The sequence below is a fragment of the Rhizobium sp. NZLR1 genome (assembly GCF_017357385.1).
GTDB lineage: Bacteria > Pseudomonadota > Alphaproteobacteria > Rhizobiales > Rhizobiaceae > Rhizobium.
On sequence record NZ_CP071633.1, the window covers coordinates 648,193 to 665,546 of the forward strand.

Sequence of the window (17,354 nt, forward strand, 5' to 3'; positions counted from 1 at the left end):
TGTTAATTCCTGCAGTTCCTGTAGAAAAACGGGTAGCCGACGCACGGTTTCCTGCGCATATTGTACATGCCTGCGAAATTTGGATATCGCAAGGATACGCATCGAACTGAGTGCGGCTCGTTCAATGGACGCCCTTTTGATCTCCCCCGTCTTTGTCAGTGGCTGAAAGCCGCGCCTGAAGTTCGGTGGTAAGCCACCTTGCCGCCGGCCCCGGCGGGTTTGCGACATTGCGTATCACGTGGATGGGGTACTCACCCTGGTCGAAGATGGGAAACTGGAGATGGACGAGACGGCCATCGGCGAGATCATCTCTAACCAAGGATGCCGGAAGTCCGCCCCAGCCCAATGCGCCGCGGATATAGAGATGTTTTGTCGCGTTGTCGCTGACACGCCAAGTCTTGAGCGAGAACACGTTGAAATCGCGTCCCTTCGTCAAGCCCGAAGCGTCGTAGACGACGAGCTGGGTTTCGTCCCGCACATCAGCGAGGGTCATCGGCCGGCGCAACTTTGCAAGTGGATGGTCGGGGGCGGCGACGGGGATCATCGCCGACTGGCCGATCCGTTCGAAAACGATCTGATCGTTCCTTGTCGCCATGGCGCCGCCAAAGCCGACGACGGCCCTCGCATTGCTAACCGCATCCATGACGATCCCCAATGTGCCGACCGTTACATTCAGGGAGACGGTGGGATAATGACTGCGGAAGGCACGCAGCACGTCGACGACAATGTCCGTCGGCACGATAGCGCTCATCGCCACATTGAGCTCGGCCTCCAGCCCGTCGCTCAGGGCCTGGACGCGCGCCCGCATCAGATCGAGATCGCCGAGCAACCGGCGGGCATCCTCGAGCACCGACCTTCCGGCTTCCGTCAGCTGCGGCCGTTTGGTGCCGGAGCGGCTGAAAAGCGCCACCCTGAGCTGCGCCTCGAGATTGGCGATCGTATAGCTGACGACCGACTGCGTTCGGTTGAGGGCGCGGGACGCGGCTGAAAAACTGCCTTTCTCCACCACGGTTAGGAAGACCTGAAGCTGATCCAAAGTCGGGTGGGGCTGCATATCTCATCGATCCTGTCGATAAATTTTCACGAAAATATAACGGTTTTCACGATGAGCTTCCAGCTCTATCTGTTCGCTCGACGGGATTGCCGTCATCCCTTATCAAGGAGGTTCGAATGTCCAACACCGCGACTGGTTTGCCTGCGCCCCAGGGGAAGTTGCTTCTAATCGGGCTATGGTCCGCTCAGGTGCTTCTCTTTATTGCCTTCACGCTGTTCGGCTGTATGAAGTTTTTCATGCCGGTCGACCAACTGGCGGCAATGTGGGTATGGCCCGGCGACGTTCCCGCATGGTTTCTGCGCCTCATGGGTATTATCGATTTCGCCGGCGGAGTGGGCGTGTTGCTGCCGGCCCTAACTCGGATTCAGCCGCGTCTGACCGTGCTTGCGGCGCTTGGCTGCGTGCTGCTGCAGATCACTGCGATGATCTTTCATCTCTCCCGCGGCGAAGCGTCCGCCTTGCCACTCAATGTCATCCTGCTTGCCCTTTCAGCTTTCATCCTGTGGGGCCGCGGCAAGAGGGCGCCGATTACGCCGCGCCAATGACGGACGCCGCCGATCGGGAGGCGCGCGCCCGGATCCAACAGGTTTTGGACGAACTCGACAGATTGAGTTTTGAGCTGCATCGCCAGTCATGATGTCTTTTGGATTAGGCTCAGGACCCATAAACGGACTTGTGGAGCGGGGCCAGTTTGATTCAGTGGCGGCGTCGAGGTGGCGCTGCCGATGGCCGACATGTTCCTGCTGAACGAGGCGCAGATGCGCCGGATCGAGCCCTACTTCCCCTTGTCGCGTGGTCGAGCGCGGGTGGGCGACCGGCGGTGCTGTCGGGCATCGTCTAGGGCAGGTAGGGCGCGAGGCCGACGTCGGAGTGGACCTCCGCCAAGGCCGAGCAACGCTGCCAAGGCCGCCGCTTCGATAGGGGCCTTGGCCGACGAATTCTCGAGGAGGGTTTGAGCTTCTTGTTCGTTCCTTCAACACTACGACGAAACCCGAACCCTCCTCAATTTACGAACCCAAGTGTTACCACTATACGATGATGGACAAGAGGTGTCGTCAAGACCTGATGAAAGACAGCAGGTCAGGGTTGAGGACATCCGCATGTGTGGTTAGCATGCCGTGGGGGTAGCCCGGATAAGTCTTCAGCGACCCGTTCTTAAGCAGGTCGACCGCACGCGGCACTGAACTTGCGAACGGGACGACTTGATCAGCCTCGCCATGCATCACCAGCACCGGCACAGTGATCTTCTTGAGGTCTTCGGTATAATCTTCGAGCCAAGAGTCGACGGTCGCGTAATGAGCGAGGGCACCGCCGGCCATGCCTTGGCGCCACCAGTTCGCAATGATTGCCTCCGAAGGCTTCGCCCCATCGAGGTTGTAGCCGTAGAACGGGTTCTCAGGGACGAAACGGTAGAACTCCGACCGGTTGCCCAGCACGCCGGCCCGGATCGCTTCGAACCACTCCGGCGGCTGACCGGCCGGGTTGTCCTCGCTCCGGTACATGTTCGGCGTCAGCGAAGCGACCAGCACCGCCTTCGCAACCCGCTCCTGGTGGCGAGCGACATAGCGAGCTACCTCACCGCCACCCGTCGAATGCCCGATATGGATCGCGTCGCGCAGGTCGAGGTGTTCAGTCAGCGCCGCGAGGTCGGCAACCCAGTGGTCCATGTCGTTGCCGGTGCTGGGCTGGTCGGACCGGCCGTGGCCGCGCCGGTCGTGGGCGATCACCCGATACCCGTGATGAAGGAAGAATGTCATCTGGGCATCCCAGTCGTCCGCTGTCAGCGGCCAACCGTGGCTGAAAACGATCGGCTGACCTGATCCCCAGTCCTTGTAGAAGATATTTACGCCGTCTGTAGTAATTATCGTGGACATGATTTGCTCCTTTGATTGCCGCGGATAAAGGTCAGCACTCGTTGTCGCAGCGTTCCAGCGAGAAACTTGTCAAATGCATGACCGGTCGTATATTTACCGGCCAAAATTGTTCAGGTTACAAGGGCGGGCAAAACGAAACCTTCAAAGCTGTCGAATGGCGACCGGTTACGTTCGACCTTGGCACGCGTGACCGCGCCTTCGAACGCGTCGATCAACGCGACGGCAACCTGTCCCGGGTCCTTTCCGGCCGGCAATTCGCCCTGGGCCTGGGCTTCCCGGAGGCATTCGGTGAGCGAGGCCATCCATTGGCGATAGATTGCCGCCAGCGTAATGCGTACATGCTCGCTCGACGGCGTGACCTCGAGCGCCATATTCCCGATCAGGCAGCCAACCGCGTAACCGCGGCGCTCGTGAAACTCTGCTAGGCTCGCGAAATAGCGCGCGATACGCGCGAGCGGCGCCATGTTGTGATCGGCCAAGATCGGGCCGTAGGTAGCAACCACCGAATCCCAATACTCGGTCAGTACCTCGACAGCGAAGGCCTCCTTGCTTTCGAAATAATTGTAGAACGAACCCTTGGGCACACCGGCGACCGACGTAATCTCCTGCACGCCCGTGGCATTGAAGCCGCGGGTGCTGATGAGGTTTCCCCCCTTATCCAGGAGGCGCGATCGCGTTTCGGGATTGGCTGGTCTAGGCATGAATAGATATATGACCGGTCGTCTTGTTATTGTCAAGCAGTTTTTGGTGGGGACACGGGTAACGCATTCACACCCGCTACGATCGCTGCGCCAACACCTTCATGGGCGCAATCACCCTCGCCGCCATCCTCCTATTTGGCTACCCCGTTGTGAGTCCTGAGCCTAGGGCGGCAATGACGCGATCGGCCATGAAAGCGCACCGGGCGCCATTGAACGGAAACAGCGCCGAGAATGCGCCGGAGAGCCGTTTTTCGATCGACTGACGCATCATCTTCCGCGCCCGGTGCAATCGGGTCTTGGCAGTTTCGGGTCTTATGCCGAGATAGGATGCGGCCTCGTCGGTGCTCATGCCCTCGACATCACGCAGTACGAAGACGGCGCGAAAATCATCCGGAAGTTCGTCGACCGCATGTTCGAGGAGATGCCGCGCCTGGCTCCGCGACAGCTCGGTTTCTGGATCGGTTGCGGACAAGGAGGAAGGAAATTGTAGTACTTCACCGCCCGGCGATGTCGTCTGCATGTCGATTTCCTCGAGCCTAGCTGTGTTCTTTCGGCGCCGCACGCGGCCCAGCGCTTCGTTGATCGCAATTCGGGTCAGCCACGTCGAAAACTGCGCATCGGCTCGGAACGCCGCCAGATTGGTGAATGCTTTGATATAGGCGGCCTGAACGACGTCTTCCGCCTCGGCATCGTTGCGGATGATGGCGCGCGCGGTGCGGAACAGGCGCTGGTTGTGGCGTTGAATGATGGTGCGGATGGCGGGCTCGTCGCCCATTTTCGCCAAGGGCACGAGATCTGCGTCGGAGAATGTCGACATCTGCTGCTGGTGCTGCTGCTGTCGCTCGGTCGGAACCGGAATGGCTGTCATGGGAATCCTCCGCCTACCGTATTTGATTGAAGCCCGGCGCTATGGCCGGACGTCCAGTTTGCCCGTCATGGCCGGATGAAAGCGGCAATAGAAGTCGACTGCTCCCGCTCGGCTGATCGTCATGCGACCTTCCGATTTCGGCGGCAGGTCGATATCGAAGCTTTTGTCGCGGGCCGTCACCGTGTGCCGGAAGATATCATCATTTCGCCAGACGATCACGTCGCCCACATGCAGTTCGGCAGGCGGCGCGCTGTATTTCATCCCTGCAATGGTGACTTGGTATTCCGCGGCAGAGGCGACGCCGCCGCCTGTCCAGAGTAGCGCACACAGCAGCGGCAGCGATTTCGTCAGCAAATGCATCGCCAGTCTACTTCATCGTCGAGGCAAGATGCTCGGCATGCATCTGGTGCTGCTTGAACAGGGTCAGGCCCGTTTCCAGGAGCGACTTGAGCTCGTTGTTCTGCGCCGAGGGGATCAGCACCTTGGCAAGCGCATCGTTGACCGACTTGTGATAGGCGACTTCGTTTTCGACATAGGCCTTGTCGAAAGCCGCGCCGTCGAGAGCGTCAAGCGTCTTCAACTCCTTGCTTGCTTGAGTCGAGAGCGACTGGCTGATCTTGTTGTCTTCAGGCGTCACCTTTAGTTTCTTGACGAGGGCGAGCGCCTGATCGTTGACGGCCTTGTGGTCGCGCTCCATGGTCTTGGCGAATTCAATGACTTCGGCATCCTTGCTTTTCTTCAACGCCTGATCCGCGGCGGTGACGTCGATCTGCCCCGCCGTATAGGCGATATGAGCAATCTGAGGGTCGGTCGGCTTTGCATCGGCGGCGATCGAAGCCGTGCCGAGCGAGGCTGCCAGGAGGGTTGCGCCGAGAATCTGTTTCAACATGATCTGTCTCCTTTGTGTCCATGTGACGGAATGGCTTCTGCGGCGGTGGCGCCTTTGGAAGCAGGCATTGGATGCAGATCGGCCGAAAAGGTTCCCGGAAATTTTTGCAGGCAAGCGGCGCCTCATCGGCGTCGGCCGCCGCCAAGCCCCTCGGATCACCAGCAGCTTTCGAAACGCGTGGCAGGCCGCCCAATCATAGTCAAAAATACGTCGATGCTATCCGTTTCGCGCGCAAAACATCCGACCGGGGATGGCGCCGAAGCACTTTTTTTAAGCCTTGCCGCCTTGGATGGGATCGCGCTTGTCACGGGGACAGCGGCACGATTGGTCGGCAGGGATACGGGAATACGACATGGTCCATAGCAGTTGTGCACTTATGATCCGCCGCTGGTTCTACGGCTGCGGTGTATTGCGTTAAGGCTCGATGTGCATGGTCGAGACAACGAACGGTTCGGGTTGGAATGCGGCGCATCAGGATCGAGTTCCCGATGATCCCGGCAGCATTGAAGCGCCAACTGATCTCAAAGATCAGAAAGACAGATTCTGCGCGGAGATCGCGGCATTGGCGACGGCTGTCCTGAGCGGAGATCTGACGCGGCGGATGAATGCCGACTACGCCGATCCGGATCTCTCCCGTTCGGCTGTCATCCTCAATGAGCTGATCGTGTCGATTGACGATAACTTGTCCGATTTCAACGATGCGATGGCCGCTCTCGCCCACGGGGATCTCCATTGAGGCATGCGGGACAAACATCGCGGCGCCTTCGGACAATTGCAGAAGAACTTCAATCTCGCCCTGGCGACGGTCCGCACCGTGCTGGGCGAACAGGGTTCGGGCCCGTTCACGGAGAAGGCGACGAAATTTCGCCGGATGCTGGCGGGCTTCAGATCGAATGGGGTCGCTTTCGAAATCCGGATCTCCGATGAAGATTCACGGCCAATTCCTTCGCCTCCCCATGATCTCTGGCTGAAACTTGCCGATGCGCTGGATGGCTTCTCAGCCTGAACATTGACCGCGCCACAACTGCAATAGCCGTTGTGGCACGGTGATGTGTTTCGTCGTCAGAAGGGGTAATGCTGGGCGGAATCCTCGATCGTGATCCAGCGCAGGTCGGTGAATTCGGCGATCGCCGCCTTGCCGCCGAAGCGGCCGTAGCCGCTGCCCTTGACGCCGCCGAAGGGCATCTGCGCCTCGTCGTGCAGCGTTGGGCCGTTGATGTGGCAGATGCCGGATTCGATCCGGGCCGCAACTGCCATCGCCCGTTGCACGTTACGGCTGAAGACGGCCGACGACAGGCCGTATTCGGTATCGTTGGCGATGCGGATCGCTTCTTCCTCGCCGGAGACGCGAATGATCGGCTTGACCGGGCCGAAGGATTCTTCCGCATAGACGCGCATGTCGGATGTGACGTGATCGAGCAGCGTCGCCTCGACCACGGTGCCGGAGCGCTTGCCGCCGGCTACGAGTTTTGCCCCCTTGGCCGTCGCATCGGCGATCAGCTCTTCCATCTTTTTGGCTGCATCGAGGCTGATCAGCGAACCGAGAACGACATGGCCGCGTGGGTCGCCTGCCGGCAGCTGGCTGGCGCGGGCGGCCAGCTTGGCGACGAACTGATCGGCGATCGTCGCGTCGACGATGATCCGCTCCGTCGACATGCAGATCTGGCCCTGATGCATGAAGGCGCCGAAAATGGCGGCATTGACGGCGCCGTCGATATCGGCGTCGTCGAGGATAACCAGCGGCGCCTTGCCGCCGAGTTCGAGGAGAGCGGGTTTGAGATGCCTGCCGCAGGTCTCGGCGATGATCCTGCCGACTTTGGTCGATCCGGTGAAGTTCACGCGCTTGACCGCGGGATGGGCAATCAGCGCGGCGACGATCTCAGGCGCATCTTCGGGCGCGTTGGTAAGAACGTTGATGACGCCAGCTGGCAGGCCGGCCTCGGTCAGCACTGTGGCGATTAGCCGGTGTGTGCCCGGGCATTGTTCGGATGCCTTGAGGATGACGGTGTTGCCGCAGGCGATTGGCATGGCGATGGCGCGGGTGGCGAGAATGACGGGCGCGTTCCAGGGAGCGATCGCCAGGCAGACGCCGGCCGCCTGGCGAACGCCCATGGCGAGCGTGCCGGGCTTGTCGGACGGGATGATTTCGCCTGATATCTGCGTCGTCATGGCGCCGGCCTCGCGCAGGATATTGGCGGCGAGCATGACGTTGAAGCCGGCCCAGGGCGCGGTCGCGCCGGTTTCCTCGATCATCAGCCGGGTAAATTCGCCCACTTTGGAATCCATGATGTCGGCAGCCTTCATCAGGATGGCGCGGCGCTGGCCAGGGCCGGTCTTTGACCAGGCGCCGAAGGCGACGGCGGCGGCATCGACGGCCGCGGCAACGTCTTCCAGATTGGCGGCGGCGGCGCGGCTTGCGAGCTTCTCGGTGAAGGGATCTAGGCGGTCGTAGGTCCGGCCGCCGGAGGCTGCGCGGTCCGCGCCGTTGATGAGGAGGGAAATATTCATCTGGGGTCTCCTGAGGGAAAGAACTAGAAGCCGAGGACTTCGGCGTTGATGGATGCTTCGAGGCCGCCGTCGGTGGCTAGATTGGCGCCGTTGATCCAGCGCCCGCCGTCAGAGCAGAGGAAGAGCACGGCGGGCGCGATATCGGCGGCGGTGCCGGCGCGGCCGACGCGGGTAATGTCGCTGTCGACCCTGGCGTCGCCGAGCACGGCGCGGAACTGTTTAAGGATCGGCGTTTCCACCGGCCCGGGGCTGACCGCATTGACCCGGATGCCACGGTTCTTGAACAATGGTTGGTGGGCCGCGCGCATGGTCCAGAGTAGGAGCAGTTCCTTGGAGAGCGGGTAGCCTTGCTCGTCCTTGAGGCCGTGTTCGCGAACGATCGCCGCCACATCGGGAAAGCCCTCGATTGATGTCAGCGACTTTGCTCGCTCGAGATTGGCGCGCCAACCGTAGCCGGCGATCGAGGCGACGTTGACGATGGCGCTGCCTTCGCGCAGGCGGGGTGCCACGGCTTCCGACAGGGCGCGAAGACCGTAGAAGTTGACCGCGAGCGTCGCGACGACGCCGGTGCTGCCGGAAAGGCCGGCGACATTGGCGAGCGCATCCAGGCGCGTCGGGAGCCGTGCAACGATCTCGGCAACGCCCGATGGCGTGGACAGATCGCCCGTGATGAAGGCGGCGCCTCCATTGGCCGGCTCGCGCACATCGACACCGATGACCTCGGCGCCCATCTGGCCGGCCAGTTCCGCCGTCCGGGCGCCGATGCCGGAAGCCACTCCGGTTACCAGGATTGTTTTACCAAAAAGCATCAACGTCACCTTTCACAATAGAATCCGGAAGCCGGCTCATTCTTCCCATTTGATCTTATTCGGACCGGGCAATTTCAGCCGGTAGCCGACGGGAAGAAGTTGCAGGTCGAAGCGGCGCTCGATTTCGCCCCAGAGGCCGCGCGGCAGGTAGAGCGAGAAAATCAGGGCGGTGGCGCCGAGGCCGATCAGGTACCACACGCCGGCTCCGCCGAAGAAGGTCTCGATCATGAAGAACAGGACGGCGCCGATGATCGCGCCTTCGAACTTGCCGATCCCGCCGACCAGCACCATGAAGATCATGTAGGCCGTCCATTGGACGCTGAAATAAGTCTTCGGCTGGAAGGTGGTGGCAGTCGCCAGCCACAGGCCTCCGGCGATCGCGATGCCGAAGGCGGCGAGCACGAAGAGCAGCCTCTTGGTGGCGATCACACGCACGCCGACCGAGGTCGCCGCCTCTTCATTGTCGCGGATCGCCTGCATGGCCGCGCCGGCGCGGCTGCGCATCAGCATGAAGAGCGCACCGAGCAGGGCGGTCATGGACGCGAGCGCAAGCCAGTAGATTGTCGCCCGCCGCGTGCCGCTGTCATAGACGTTGAGCGAGATCAGCGAGGTTCCGGTTTCTCCCTGGATCAGCCGGTCGAGGTTGACGAGCAGGTGGGCGAGTTCGGCGATGACCCACATGCCGATCGCGAACTCGCCGCCCTTCAGCCGCAGCATGAACAGCGAAAGCGGGATCGACAGCGCGCCGGTCACGATCGCGGCCGCAAAGAGCGCGATGAACGGATCGAGCCCGGCATCGGCGAGCCGAATGGTGAAGTAGGCGCCGAGCCCGAAGAACACCTGTTGGCCGACCGAAACCAGCCCGCCAAAACCGGCGAGCGCATTCCACATGGCAGCAAGAATTACGTAGATGAACAGGGCCGTCATCCGGTCGATCGCGCCGGCGCCGAGGACGGCGGGGGCGAAGATCAGCAGGACAAGCACCGCGGCCATGGAGCCAAGCGCCACCCGCGACGATTTCGTCCAGCGTTCTATCGATATGCCGTTGGAGACAAAGGTCATGTCGGGCTCCGGAGACGTGCACGAAGGTTGAAAAACGCACCGAGCTTGTCGAGTTGAGGCATGCCGAAGCGGGACAGCCTGATGAAAAGTACCAGCAGAAATACGGCGTGGCCGCCAATCAGGAAGCCTTGCGGATGCAATTGCGCACCGAGCGATTGGGCAAGGCCAAGAACGATGCCGCCGGCAAGCGTGCCCCACAGCGATCCCGCTCCGCCGATGACAGCCGTCTCGAAAGCGAAGAGAAGCTGCGGGCCGCCGGCATAGGGGCTGAAAGTTGCCCGCATCCCGAGAAAGGCCCCGGCAATCCCGATGGTGACCATGGTGATCGCGGTGGCGACGGCATTGACCCTGCGCGCATCGATGCCGACCAGCCCTGCCGTATCGGGATCCTCGGCCGTGGCGCGGATGGCGCGGCCGAGCGCAAAGCGGCCGAGGAAAAACTGCAGCCCCCCGAGAATGAAGACTGCCGTCACCATCATCATGACGGCAAGCTTGCCGACGAAGATGTGGCCCGGCAACTGCCAGGACGCATAGGACAGGTTGCCGATGAAGGGCGCGAGCGACCGTGTGTCGGCGCCGAACTGCTCAAACAGCAGGTTGTCGATGACGATCGACAGGCCGAAGGTTGTGAGGATCGGCAGCAGCGTCCCGCCACGGGCGCTGCGTTCCAGAATGAATCGCTGCAGCAGCCAGCCGAGGATCGCCATGACGGGCAGCACGATCAGCAGGCCGGCGAAAGGCGGAATGCCGGCCTTGGCGGCAAGCAGCCACAGCCCATATGCGGCCGCGACCGCCAGGCTGCCATGGGCGAGATTGATGATCCGCATGACGGAGAACATGAAGGACAGGCCGCAGGCGATGACGGCGTAGTAGCCCCCGAGCAGAATGCCCTGGATCAGAGTGTTGATCATGATGCGCTCCTTTCGCCGGCGGCCCGGTGCAATCCGAAATAGGCCTGGGTGACGTGCTCGCGAGTGACGGCTGCGGCCGGCCTGTCGAGGACGATGCGTCCTTCCAGCATGCAGATGACGCGGCTTGCCACGCTCATGGCGCGGGCAAGGTCCTGCTCTACGAGCACGATGGTCGTTCCCGAGGTCAGCAATGCCTGCAGTTGGGCGTAGACGCGATCGACGACCAGAGGCGAAAGTCCGAGCGAGACTTCGTCCAGCAGAAGAATATCGGGATTGCTCATCAGCGCCCGGCCGATGGCAGTCGCCTGCTGTTCCCCGCCCGAGAGATGCCCGGTCTTTGCGTGGCGGCGGGGTTTGAGGTTCGGGAAGGCGTCGAGGACGCGGTCGACGCTCCATTCACCCTTGCGGCCGCAGCTCTTTCCGAGAAGCAGGTTCTCTTCCACGGTCATCTGCGAGAAAAGGCGCCGGCCTTCCGGCACCAGGGCAATGCCCTTGGCGATCCGTTTGTGGGACGGGACGGCGGCCAGGTCTTCATCGTTGAGAAGGACTTGGCCGGAGCATGGAAGATGGGCGCCGGCGATCGATCTGAGCAGCGTCGTCTTGCCCGCGCCGTTGGCGCCGACCAGTGCCAGCACCTCACTCTTGGCAATATCGAAACTGACGCCGCGCACCGCCTGAAGCAGGCCGTGGCGGACGTCGAGGTCGCGGATGGAGAGAAGGCTCATGCGGGTGTCCCTCCGAGATAGGCCTTGACCACCTCCGCATTGCTCATGACCATTTTCGGCTCGCCGTCGGCGATAATCCTGCCCGCGTCCATGCAGATCAGCCGTTCCGCCACCTGCAGAAGGATATGGACGATGTGCTCGATCCAGACGATGCCGATACCGCGGCGGCGCAATTCGAGGATGGTTTCGACGAGCTCGCTCGCCTCGCCATCGGTCAGTCCTCCGCCGATCTCGTCGAGCAGCAACAGCCTCGGCTGCGTGGCCAGCGCACGGGCAAGCTCCAGGCGTTTGCGATCGAGAAGGCCGAGCGTGTCGGCCGGGCGGTTGGCGACGTCGAGCATGCCGCAGAGCGACAGCGAATCCACCACCCGCTGATATGCTTCGTCGCGGCTTGCGGCATTGCCGTGCGATGCGGCGACGAAGACGTTTTCGAAGGTCGTCATGCCGCTGAAGGGTTTGGGAACCTGATGGGTCCGGACGAGCCCGGAGCGGCAGCGCTCCGCCGCCGTCCGGCTCGTGACATCGGCGCCATCGAAGGTGACGGTTCCCGCACTTGGCGGGAAGGCGCCGGCGAGCACGCTGAGCAGCGTCGTCTTGCCCGCGCCATTCGGCCCGACGATGCCGACCGCGTCGCCATCGCCCATGGAAAAATCCAGGTTTTCCAGGACGACGAGCGCGCCGAACTGCTTGTGGATCCCCTTGGCCGAGAGAAAGGCTCCCCCCGGCCGATTTTGAGCTAGCTGCTGCACTATCCGTTATCCGTTATCCGTTATAAGCGATGAGCTTGGCGCCGACCGGCACATTGGGGTCGGTGGCGTTTTCGGTGACGACATAGTCGAGCGCGAATTTCGAGCCCTCTGCCGCCTTCACCCATTGCGTGCCGATGATCGGCCCGGGAGAGACGTTGGCGACCGGGCCGCTGGTGAAGTCGACCTTGCCGGCGATCGTCGTCGTCTTCAGCGTGCTGATCGCTTTGGCCACTGCCTCTTTGCTCTTGACGTCGGTACTGGCCTTCAGCGCATCGAAGCCTGCATCGAGAAGTGCAAGGCTGGCGCCGAGCTGCTGTGTCCACTGTTTGCCGCTTGCCGTTTCGTAGCCGTCTGCGAGCTCGGTTCCGGACACGCCCGTCAGCGTCGATTTGTAGGGGAAGGCCTTATGCCAGTAGGCGGCGCTGCCAATGTTCAAGCCGAGGTCGCCGAGCGCCTCGATGTCGGAAGGAAACAGCCCCGTCTTGGCGACCTGGCAGATCTTGATCTGCTGGGTAAGGCCCTGTTGCGCGGCCTGACGCCAGAAGGCGGCGAAATCTGGCGGTATCGGGAACGAGTTGAAGATCTCGACGCCCTCCTGCCGGAAGAGAGCGATCTGCGCCGTAAAATCGGTGGTTCCGGTTTCATAGGCGCCGGGATCGACGATGGTGAAGCCCGCCTTGGCAAGCGCCGGCGCCAGATGGGTGCGGATCGCATTGCCATCGGCGTCGTTTGGATACATGACGCCGACCTTCTTGTTGGTCTCGATCAGGTTCCATTGCGAAACATAGGCCTTGTGGAACTCTTCGACGCCGAAGCCGAAATGATAGGTCCACTTGAACGGTGAAGGCGCGCCCGGCTTGGCGCCGCGACCGAAATACCAGGCTTCCCAGGGCATGACTGTCGAGAGGCAGGGAATACCGGCCGCTTCACAGGCGTCGGCCACCGGATTGATGGTTTCGGGCGTCGAGACGGCGAGCATCAGGTCGATCGCCTTGTTGTTGATCAGGTCCTTCGCCAGTTGGCCGGCGCGCGAGGGATCGGACTGGGTGTCCTGGTCGAGGATCTCCACCTTCCAGGTCTTGCCGCCCGCCTGCAGGCCGTTCGCCAGCGCCTTGCGCGCGAGGTCGAGCACGTAACCGTCGGTCTCGCCGAAGCCGCCGAGCGGGCCGGTGCGCGGGCTGATGAAGCCGACCTTCAGCGTATCGCCGCTCTGAGCGAAGGCCGTGCGACCGGAGAGCGCCAGTGCTGTTCCGCCCGCTGCGGCCGATGCGATGAAAGAGCGGCGGGTGAGCGATGCTGCGTTGAATTTTCCGTTGCGGAAAATGCCGTTCATGAAATCATTCCTCCCTCTTGATGCTGGCCTCTTGGGCCTGCTCCCATTGTTCATCCCGCCCGATCTGGTGATTAGATCGGGTAGTGCCGTTTTCCCGATGCCATGGTGATCCATCTCAGCTCGGTGAATTCGTCGATCGCGGCCTTGCCGCCGAAGCGCCCGTAGCCGCTCGATTTGACGCCGCCGAACGGCATCTGCGGCTCGTCGGAAACTGTGGCCTCATTGATGTGGCAGATGCCGGATTCGAGCCGCATGGCAACGGCAAGCGCGGCACTGACGTCGGCGCTGAAGACGGCGGCCGAGAGCCCGTATTCGTTGTCGTTGGCGACCGTCACGGCCTCGTCAACGCTGCCGACCCTGACGATCGCCGCGACAGGCCCGAAGCTCTCCTCACGGTAGATGCGCATGGCCGGCGTCACGTGATCGATGACGGTCGCGTCCATCAGCGTCCCGTGGGCCTGACCGCCGCAGACGAGGACTGCACCCTTCTGCAGCGCGTCGTCGATAAGCGACCTGACGCGGCGCACGGCCTCTGCGTTGATCAGCGTCCCGAGCGGCGTGTTGCCGTCCCCTGGGTGGCCTGCAACGAGGGTCGCGGCTTTCGTCCCGAACTTGCCGACGAAGTGGTCGGCGATCTCGTCCATCAGGATGATCCGCTCCGTCGACATGCAGATCTGGCCCTGGTTCATGAAGGCGCCGAAGGCGGCGGCGCTGACGGCCTCGTCGATATCGGCGTCGGCAAGCACGATGAACGGTGCCTTGCCGCCGAGTTCGAGCAGGCAGCGCTTCAAATGCCTTGCCGAGGCTTCGGCGATGATCCTGCCGACACGCGTGGAACCGGTGAAATTGATGCGGCGCACGGCCGGATGGGCGATCAGGGCGGCGACGACTGCGGCGGCATCGCTCGGCGCATTGGAGACGACATTGACGACGCCGCGCGGGAAACCGGCGTCACGCATGATGTCGCCGATCAGGCCATGGGTCTTCGGGCAGAGTTCGGAGGCCTTCAGGACAACGGTGTTGCCGCAGGCAAGCGGCATGGCGACGGCGCGGGTGCCGAGAATGATCGGCGCGTTCCAGGGGGCAATGCCGACGCAGACGCCTGCCGGCTGGCGCACGGCCATAGCGAGGCTGCCGGGAATGCCCGACGGAATGAGTTCGCCTGATATTTGCGTGGTCATCGCCGCCGCCTCGCGAAGAATATCGGCGCCGAGCCCGCAATTGATCGCCGCCCATTGGGCGGTGGCGCCGGTTTCGCCGGTCATGGCGGCAATGAGCTCCGGCGTGCGGGCCTCCAGCAGATCGGCGGCGGCATTCAGAAGCCGGCGCCGTTCGCCGGGGCCGGTCTGTGACCAGTCGGGAAAGGCGGCTGCGGCCGCATTGGCTGCCCGCGTCATGTCGGCGACGGATCCCGCCGAAGCAATCGTTGCGACATCGCCGGTCAGCGGATCCATGCGTTCGAAGGTGGCCCCCTCGAAAGCCTCCATCGCCTCGTTATTGATCATCAGCTTTGCCGAAAACACTGTTTCACCCACCCGCCATGTGCTGGCGCTTGCATTGTTGCCATGGGGAGAAAGACGAGCCGACGCCGCAGCCTCAAGGCCGCCTGACCATCTGTGTGTCTGTCGGAATGCCTCCTCCCAAAGGCTGATGACGGTCAGGTTACGCCGATCATCGGCGGATGGAATGCGATTTATTGGGTTAATATTGTAATTATCCGGCGATTGCTGCAATGATTGGTGGAAGCGGAGGAGAGGCGTTGGCGACGGACGGAGGCATTCATCATTATGCCAGGGGCGAGTGGCACGCGCCGTCGCTTTCGCGTCGGCGCATCCGTCTTCAGAAGGGACTCTATGCCGATTTCCACCATTTCCTTCTGCTCGGGGAGGGGCGGGCCGAGCTTCACTTCGACAGCGGCGAGGATCGGCCGTTGCAGGGACCGCTGCTTGCCTTCCTGCCGCCTCAGGCTCGCTGCGACCTGTCGATTTCTGCCGGAACCGCTGCCCATCTCGTTGGAACCTCGCCGCAGATCATGGTCGATGCGATCGGCGACAAGGTGGAATCCTATTCGCTGCGCATCTTCACCGAGCAGCGCAGGCTGGTCGAGGCATTGGATCCCCTGCTGATAGCCGAAATCAGTCCGCTGATTTTGGGTTTCGTGCGGGAACTCAGTGATCCCTTGCGTTCCTCCTGGATGGTCGCGTCCGCCTATATCAGGTTGATCCTGATGGCGCTGTGGCGCGGGGATGGCGAGAGAAGCGAGCCGCGCGGGCAGGGCGAAACCGGATCGATCCTGCAAAGATATCGGCAACTCGTCGAGGCCGGCTTCCGCCAGCACCGGCCCATCAGCGACTACGCCGCGGAATTGGGCGTCACCGCCGACCGGCTTCATTCGATCTGCCAAAGGGCGCTCGGCCGCTCGCCGATCCAGCTTTTGCACGAGCGCGTGGTGCAGGAGGCAAAGCTGAGATTGGAGCGCTCGGCCCGCAATATCCAAGAAATCTCCGACGGCCTCGGCTTTCGCGACCCGACCTATTTCAGCCATTTCTTCAAACGCAAGACCGGCCTTTCCCCCGCCGGCTACCGCGAGATCGCCCGCGCGTCGGCCGGATCGGAAAACAGCATGCTCTCCTCGGGCTATGCCGATTGGCCTTAGGCTCGGGGTTCATTGGTCAAAGTTGGAATTTGCCGGTCTTGGATCGCAAATCACATTGATATGGAAGTTCCAACAGACGTAGGACTGCAATGCGCCAATAGTAACCGTCACAACGGATCGGGTGAACGACCGCTTTGGGGCCGCAAGCGCCGGTCCGCTATGGAATGAAGAGACGTGGATAGCGGCATTTGGCCTAGGAACCGCCTGCGCGGCAAGGTTGAGCCTGGCAGGCGGGAGTGGAGGCGCTTCGCGTTGCTTTGAGCTGTTGAGCTCTGCCCGCGATGCGTCCGGCGCAGAAGCGGGCAGTCTCCGTCTCATACTTGATCCGTCCCGGATTTACGCTTTGGCGGTGTTCTGTGCAGCCTCGAATACATCGCGTGCGGACATCGTACCCGCTACGTGCTCCGTACCCGCGATTCCGAGGTCCATCCATCCTGCATTCACGGCCTCAAACATTTCTTCGGCAGGTCCGGTGTGGCCCTTCGGGATGCCGAATTGCTCGAACGCTTCCGCCCATCCTGCACGCGGGACTGCAAAGGCTTTCACGTCGAGATTCAGGACTTCACCCAATTGCTCCGCGACTTCATCCGCGGTGACCATCGAACCAAGCTCGACGACGCGCTGCCCTGACCACGCTGGCCCGGTCAAAAGGGTTGCGACTTCCGCGCCGATGTCGTTCGTCGCGACCATAGTCGATTTCCGGTCTGTCGGATTGTAGTAGACCGGTAGCGTTCCGCCCCGGGCGACCTGCAAGCCGTAGAGGAAATTTTCGAAGAAGCCGCCTGCGCGCACAAATGCGATTGGGGATGTCAAGTCGCGAAAACCTTGCTCCAGAAGCGACAAGGCCGTGAGCATCCCGAGCCCGCTGGTTCTGTTCGCACCCATCGACGAAAGGGCAACCACTCGCGGCGGCGCTGCCTTGGTGAGCGCCTCAACATAGTTTGCAATCATGCCCTTTGCTTCTTTGTAATCGGGCGAGGGCGCCCAGACAGCCGGCAACATGACGAACACGCCTTCGACGCCTTTGAGCGCTTGCTCGATGGCTGCCGAATCATTCCAATCGCCGTCTACCAGTTCCACGCCCTGGTTCGCCCAGTTAACCGCCTTCTCGCGATTGCGGACGAGCGCGCGTACTTCCTTGCCGTGCGTCAACAGATGTTCCGCCGTTGCGCCGCCCACTTTTCCCGTGATTCCCATTACTAAAAACATGTGTTT

At 62.0% G+C, this 17,354-nt stretch carries 19 protein-coding genes; 4 read left to right on the forward strand and 15 right to left on the reverse strand.

The annotated features are described in order from the left end of the window. Positions 1-121: 121 nt before the first annotated feature. Positions 122-1,054, reverse strand: coding sequence for a LysR family transcriptional regulator (locus J3O30_RS25500; protein ID WP_207584565.1), 933 nt, complete (start codon positions 1,052-1,054; stop codon positions 122-124). Between the two features lie 116 nt (positions 1,055-1,170). Between J3O30_RS25500 and J3O30_RS25505 the strand changes: the two genes are divergently transcribed. Continuing rightward, positions 1,171-1,599, forward strand: coding sequence for a DoxX family protein (locus J3O30_RS25505; protein ID WP_207584566.1), 429 nt, complete (start codon positions 1,171-1,173; stop codon positions 1,597-1,599). A gap of 510 nt (positions 1,600-2,109) precedes the next feature. Here the strand turns inward: J3O30_RS25505 and J3O30_RS25510 are convergent. From J3O30_RS25510 to J3O30_RS25530, 5 genes are all read right to left on the reverse strand, one after another. Beyond that, entirely contained in the window at positions 2,110-2,928 is an 819-nt protein-coding gene (locus tag J3O30_RS25510) for an alpha/beta hydrolase (RefSeq protein WP_207584567.1), read from the reverse strand. A 110-nt stretch (positions 2,929-3,038) separates the two neighbouring features. Then, on the reverse strand, positions 3,039-3,629 hold the full coding sequence (locus J3O30_RS25515; protein WP_207584568.1) for a TetR/AcrR family transcriptional regulator: 591 nt from the start codon (positions 3,627-3,629) through the stop codon (positions 3,039-3,041). A 139-nt stretch (positions 3,630-3,768) separates the two neighbouring features. Beyond that, positions 3,769-4,497: an RNA polymerase sigma factor gene (locus J3O30_RS25520; protein WP_207584569.1), complete on the reverse strand. Its 729-nt coding sequence runs from the start codon at positions 4,495-4,497 to the stop codon at positions 3,769-3,771. Positions 4,498-4,536: 39 nt separating this feature from the next. Continuing rightward, positions 4,537-4,857 (reverse strand): cupredoxin family copper-binding protein, encoded by a 321-nt coding sequence (locus J3O30_RS25525; protein ID WP_207584570.1) that lies wholly within the window; start codon positions 4,855-4,857, stop codon positions 4,537-4,539. 7 nt (positions 4,858-4,864) lie between these two features. Then, on the reverse strand, positions 4,865-5,386 hold the full coding sequence (locus J3O30_RS25530) for a DUF4142 domain-containing protein (protein WP_207584571.1): 522 nt from the start codon (positions 5,384-5,386) through the stop codon (positions 4,865-4,867). Positions 5,387-5,816: 430 nt separating this feature from the next. Here J3O30_RS25530 and J3O30_RS33370 point away from each other — a divergent pair, with 430 nt between their 5' ends. Together J3O30_RS33370 and J3O30_RS33375 are read left to right on the forward strand one after the other, a co-directional pair. Further along, complete coding sequence (locus tag J3O30_RS33370) at positions 5,817-6,122, forward strand: hypothetical protein (protein WP_246762822.1); 306 nt, start codon at positions 5,817-5,819, stop codon at positions 6,120-6,122. A gap of 3 nt (positions 6,123-6,125) precedes the next feature. After that, positions 6,126-6,392: a hypothetical protein gene (locus tag J3O30_RS33375; RefSeq protein WP_246762830.1), complete on the forward strand. Its 267-nt coding sequence runs from the start codon at positions 6,126-6,128 to the stop codon at positions 6,390-6,392. Between the two features lie 56 nt (positions 6,393-6,448). On the opposite strand, the gene J3O30_RS25540 is transcribed toward J3O30_RS33375, so the two are convergent. The 8 genes from J3O30_RS25540 to J3O30_RS25575 all read right to left on the reverse strand — a co-directional run bounded on the left by J3O30_RS25540 (position 6,449) and on the right by J3O30_RS25575 (position 14,988). Then, complete coding sequence (locus J3O30_RS25540; RefSeq protein ID WP_207584572.1) at positions 6,449-7,894, reverse strand: aldehyde dehydrogenase; 1,446 nt, start codon at positions 7,892-7,894, stop codon at positions 6,449-6,451. Between the two features lie 23 nt (positions 7,895-7,917). After that, positions 7,918-8,703 carry a coniferyl-alcohol dehydrogenase gene (locus tag J3O30_RS25545; RefSeq protein ID WP_207584573.1) on the reverse strand — a complete coding sequence of 262 codons (786 nt, stop codon included), beginning with the start codon at positions 8,701-8,703 and terminating at the stop codon, positions 7,918-7,920. A 36-nt stretch (positions 8,704-8,739) separates the two neighbouring features. Next, positions 8,740-9,765: a branched-chain amino acid ABC transporter permease gene (locus J3O30_RS25550; protein ID WP_207584574.1), complete on the reverse strand. Its 1,026-nt coding sequence runs from the start codon at positions 9,763-9,765 to the stop codon at positions 8,740-8,742. Continuing rightward, positions 9,762-10,676: a branched-chain amino acid ABC transporter permease gene (locus tag J3O30_RS25555; RefSeq protein ID WP_207584575.1), complete on the reverse strand. Its 915-nt coding sequence runs from the start codon at positions 10,674-10,676 to the stop codon at positions 9,762-9,764. The genes J3O30_RS25550 and J3O30_RS25555 overlap by 4 nt, the downstream gene beginning before the upstream one ends. Further along, on the reverse strand, positions 10,673-11,401 hold the full coding sequence (locus J3O30_RS25560; RefSeq protein WP_207584576.1) for an ABC transporter ATP-binding protein: 729 nt from the start codon (positions 11,399-11,401) through the stop codon (positions 10,673-10,675). The genes J3O30_RS25555 and J3O30_RS25560 overlap by 4 nt, the downstream gene beginning before the upstream one ends. Continuing rightward, positions 11,398-12,153, reverse strand: coding sequence for an ABC transporter ATP-binding protein (locus J3O30_RS25565; protein ID WP_207585189.1), 756 nt, complete (start codon positions 12,151-12,153; stop codon positions 11,398-11,400). The genes J3O30_RS25560 and J3O30_RS25565 overlap by 4 nt, the downstream gene beginning before the upstream one ends. Positions 12,154-12,163: 10 nt before the next feature. Then, on the reverse strand, positions 12,164-13,483 hold the full coding sequence (locus J3O30_RS25570) for an ABC transporter substrate-binding protein (RefSeq protein WP_207584577.1): 1,320 nt from the start codon (positions 13,481-13,483) through the stop codon (positions 12,164-12,166). A gap of 71 nt (positions 13,484-13,554) precedes the next feature. Next, entirely contained in the window at positions 13,555-14,988 is a 1,434-nt protein-coding gene (locus tag J3O30_RS25575) for an aldehyde dehydrogenase (protein WP_246762832.1), read from the reverse strand. Between the two features lie 254 nt (positions 14,989-15,242). Here J3O30_RS25575 and J3O30_RS25580 point away from each other — a divergent pair, with 254 nt between their 5' ends. Beyond that, positions 15,243-16,139 carry an AraC family transcriptional regulator gene (locus tag J3O30_RS25580; RefSeq protein ID WP_207584579.1) on the forward strand — a complete coding sequence of 299 codons (897 nt, stop codon included), beginning with the start codon at positions 15,243-15,245 and terminating at the stop codon, positions 16,137-16,139. A 336-nt stretch (positions 16,140-16,475) separates the two neighbouring features. Here J3O30_RS25580 and J3O30_RS25585 read toward each other — a convergent pair whose 3' ends face one another. Further along, entirely contained in the window at positions 16,476-17,348 is an 873-nt protein-coding gene (locus tag J3O30_RS25585; protein ID WP_207584580.1) for an NmrA family NAD(P)-binding protein, read from the reverse strand. Between the last annotated feature and the right edge of the window lie 6 nt (positions 17,349-17,354).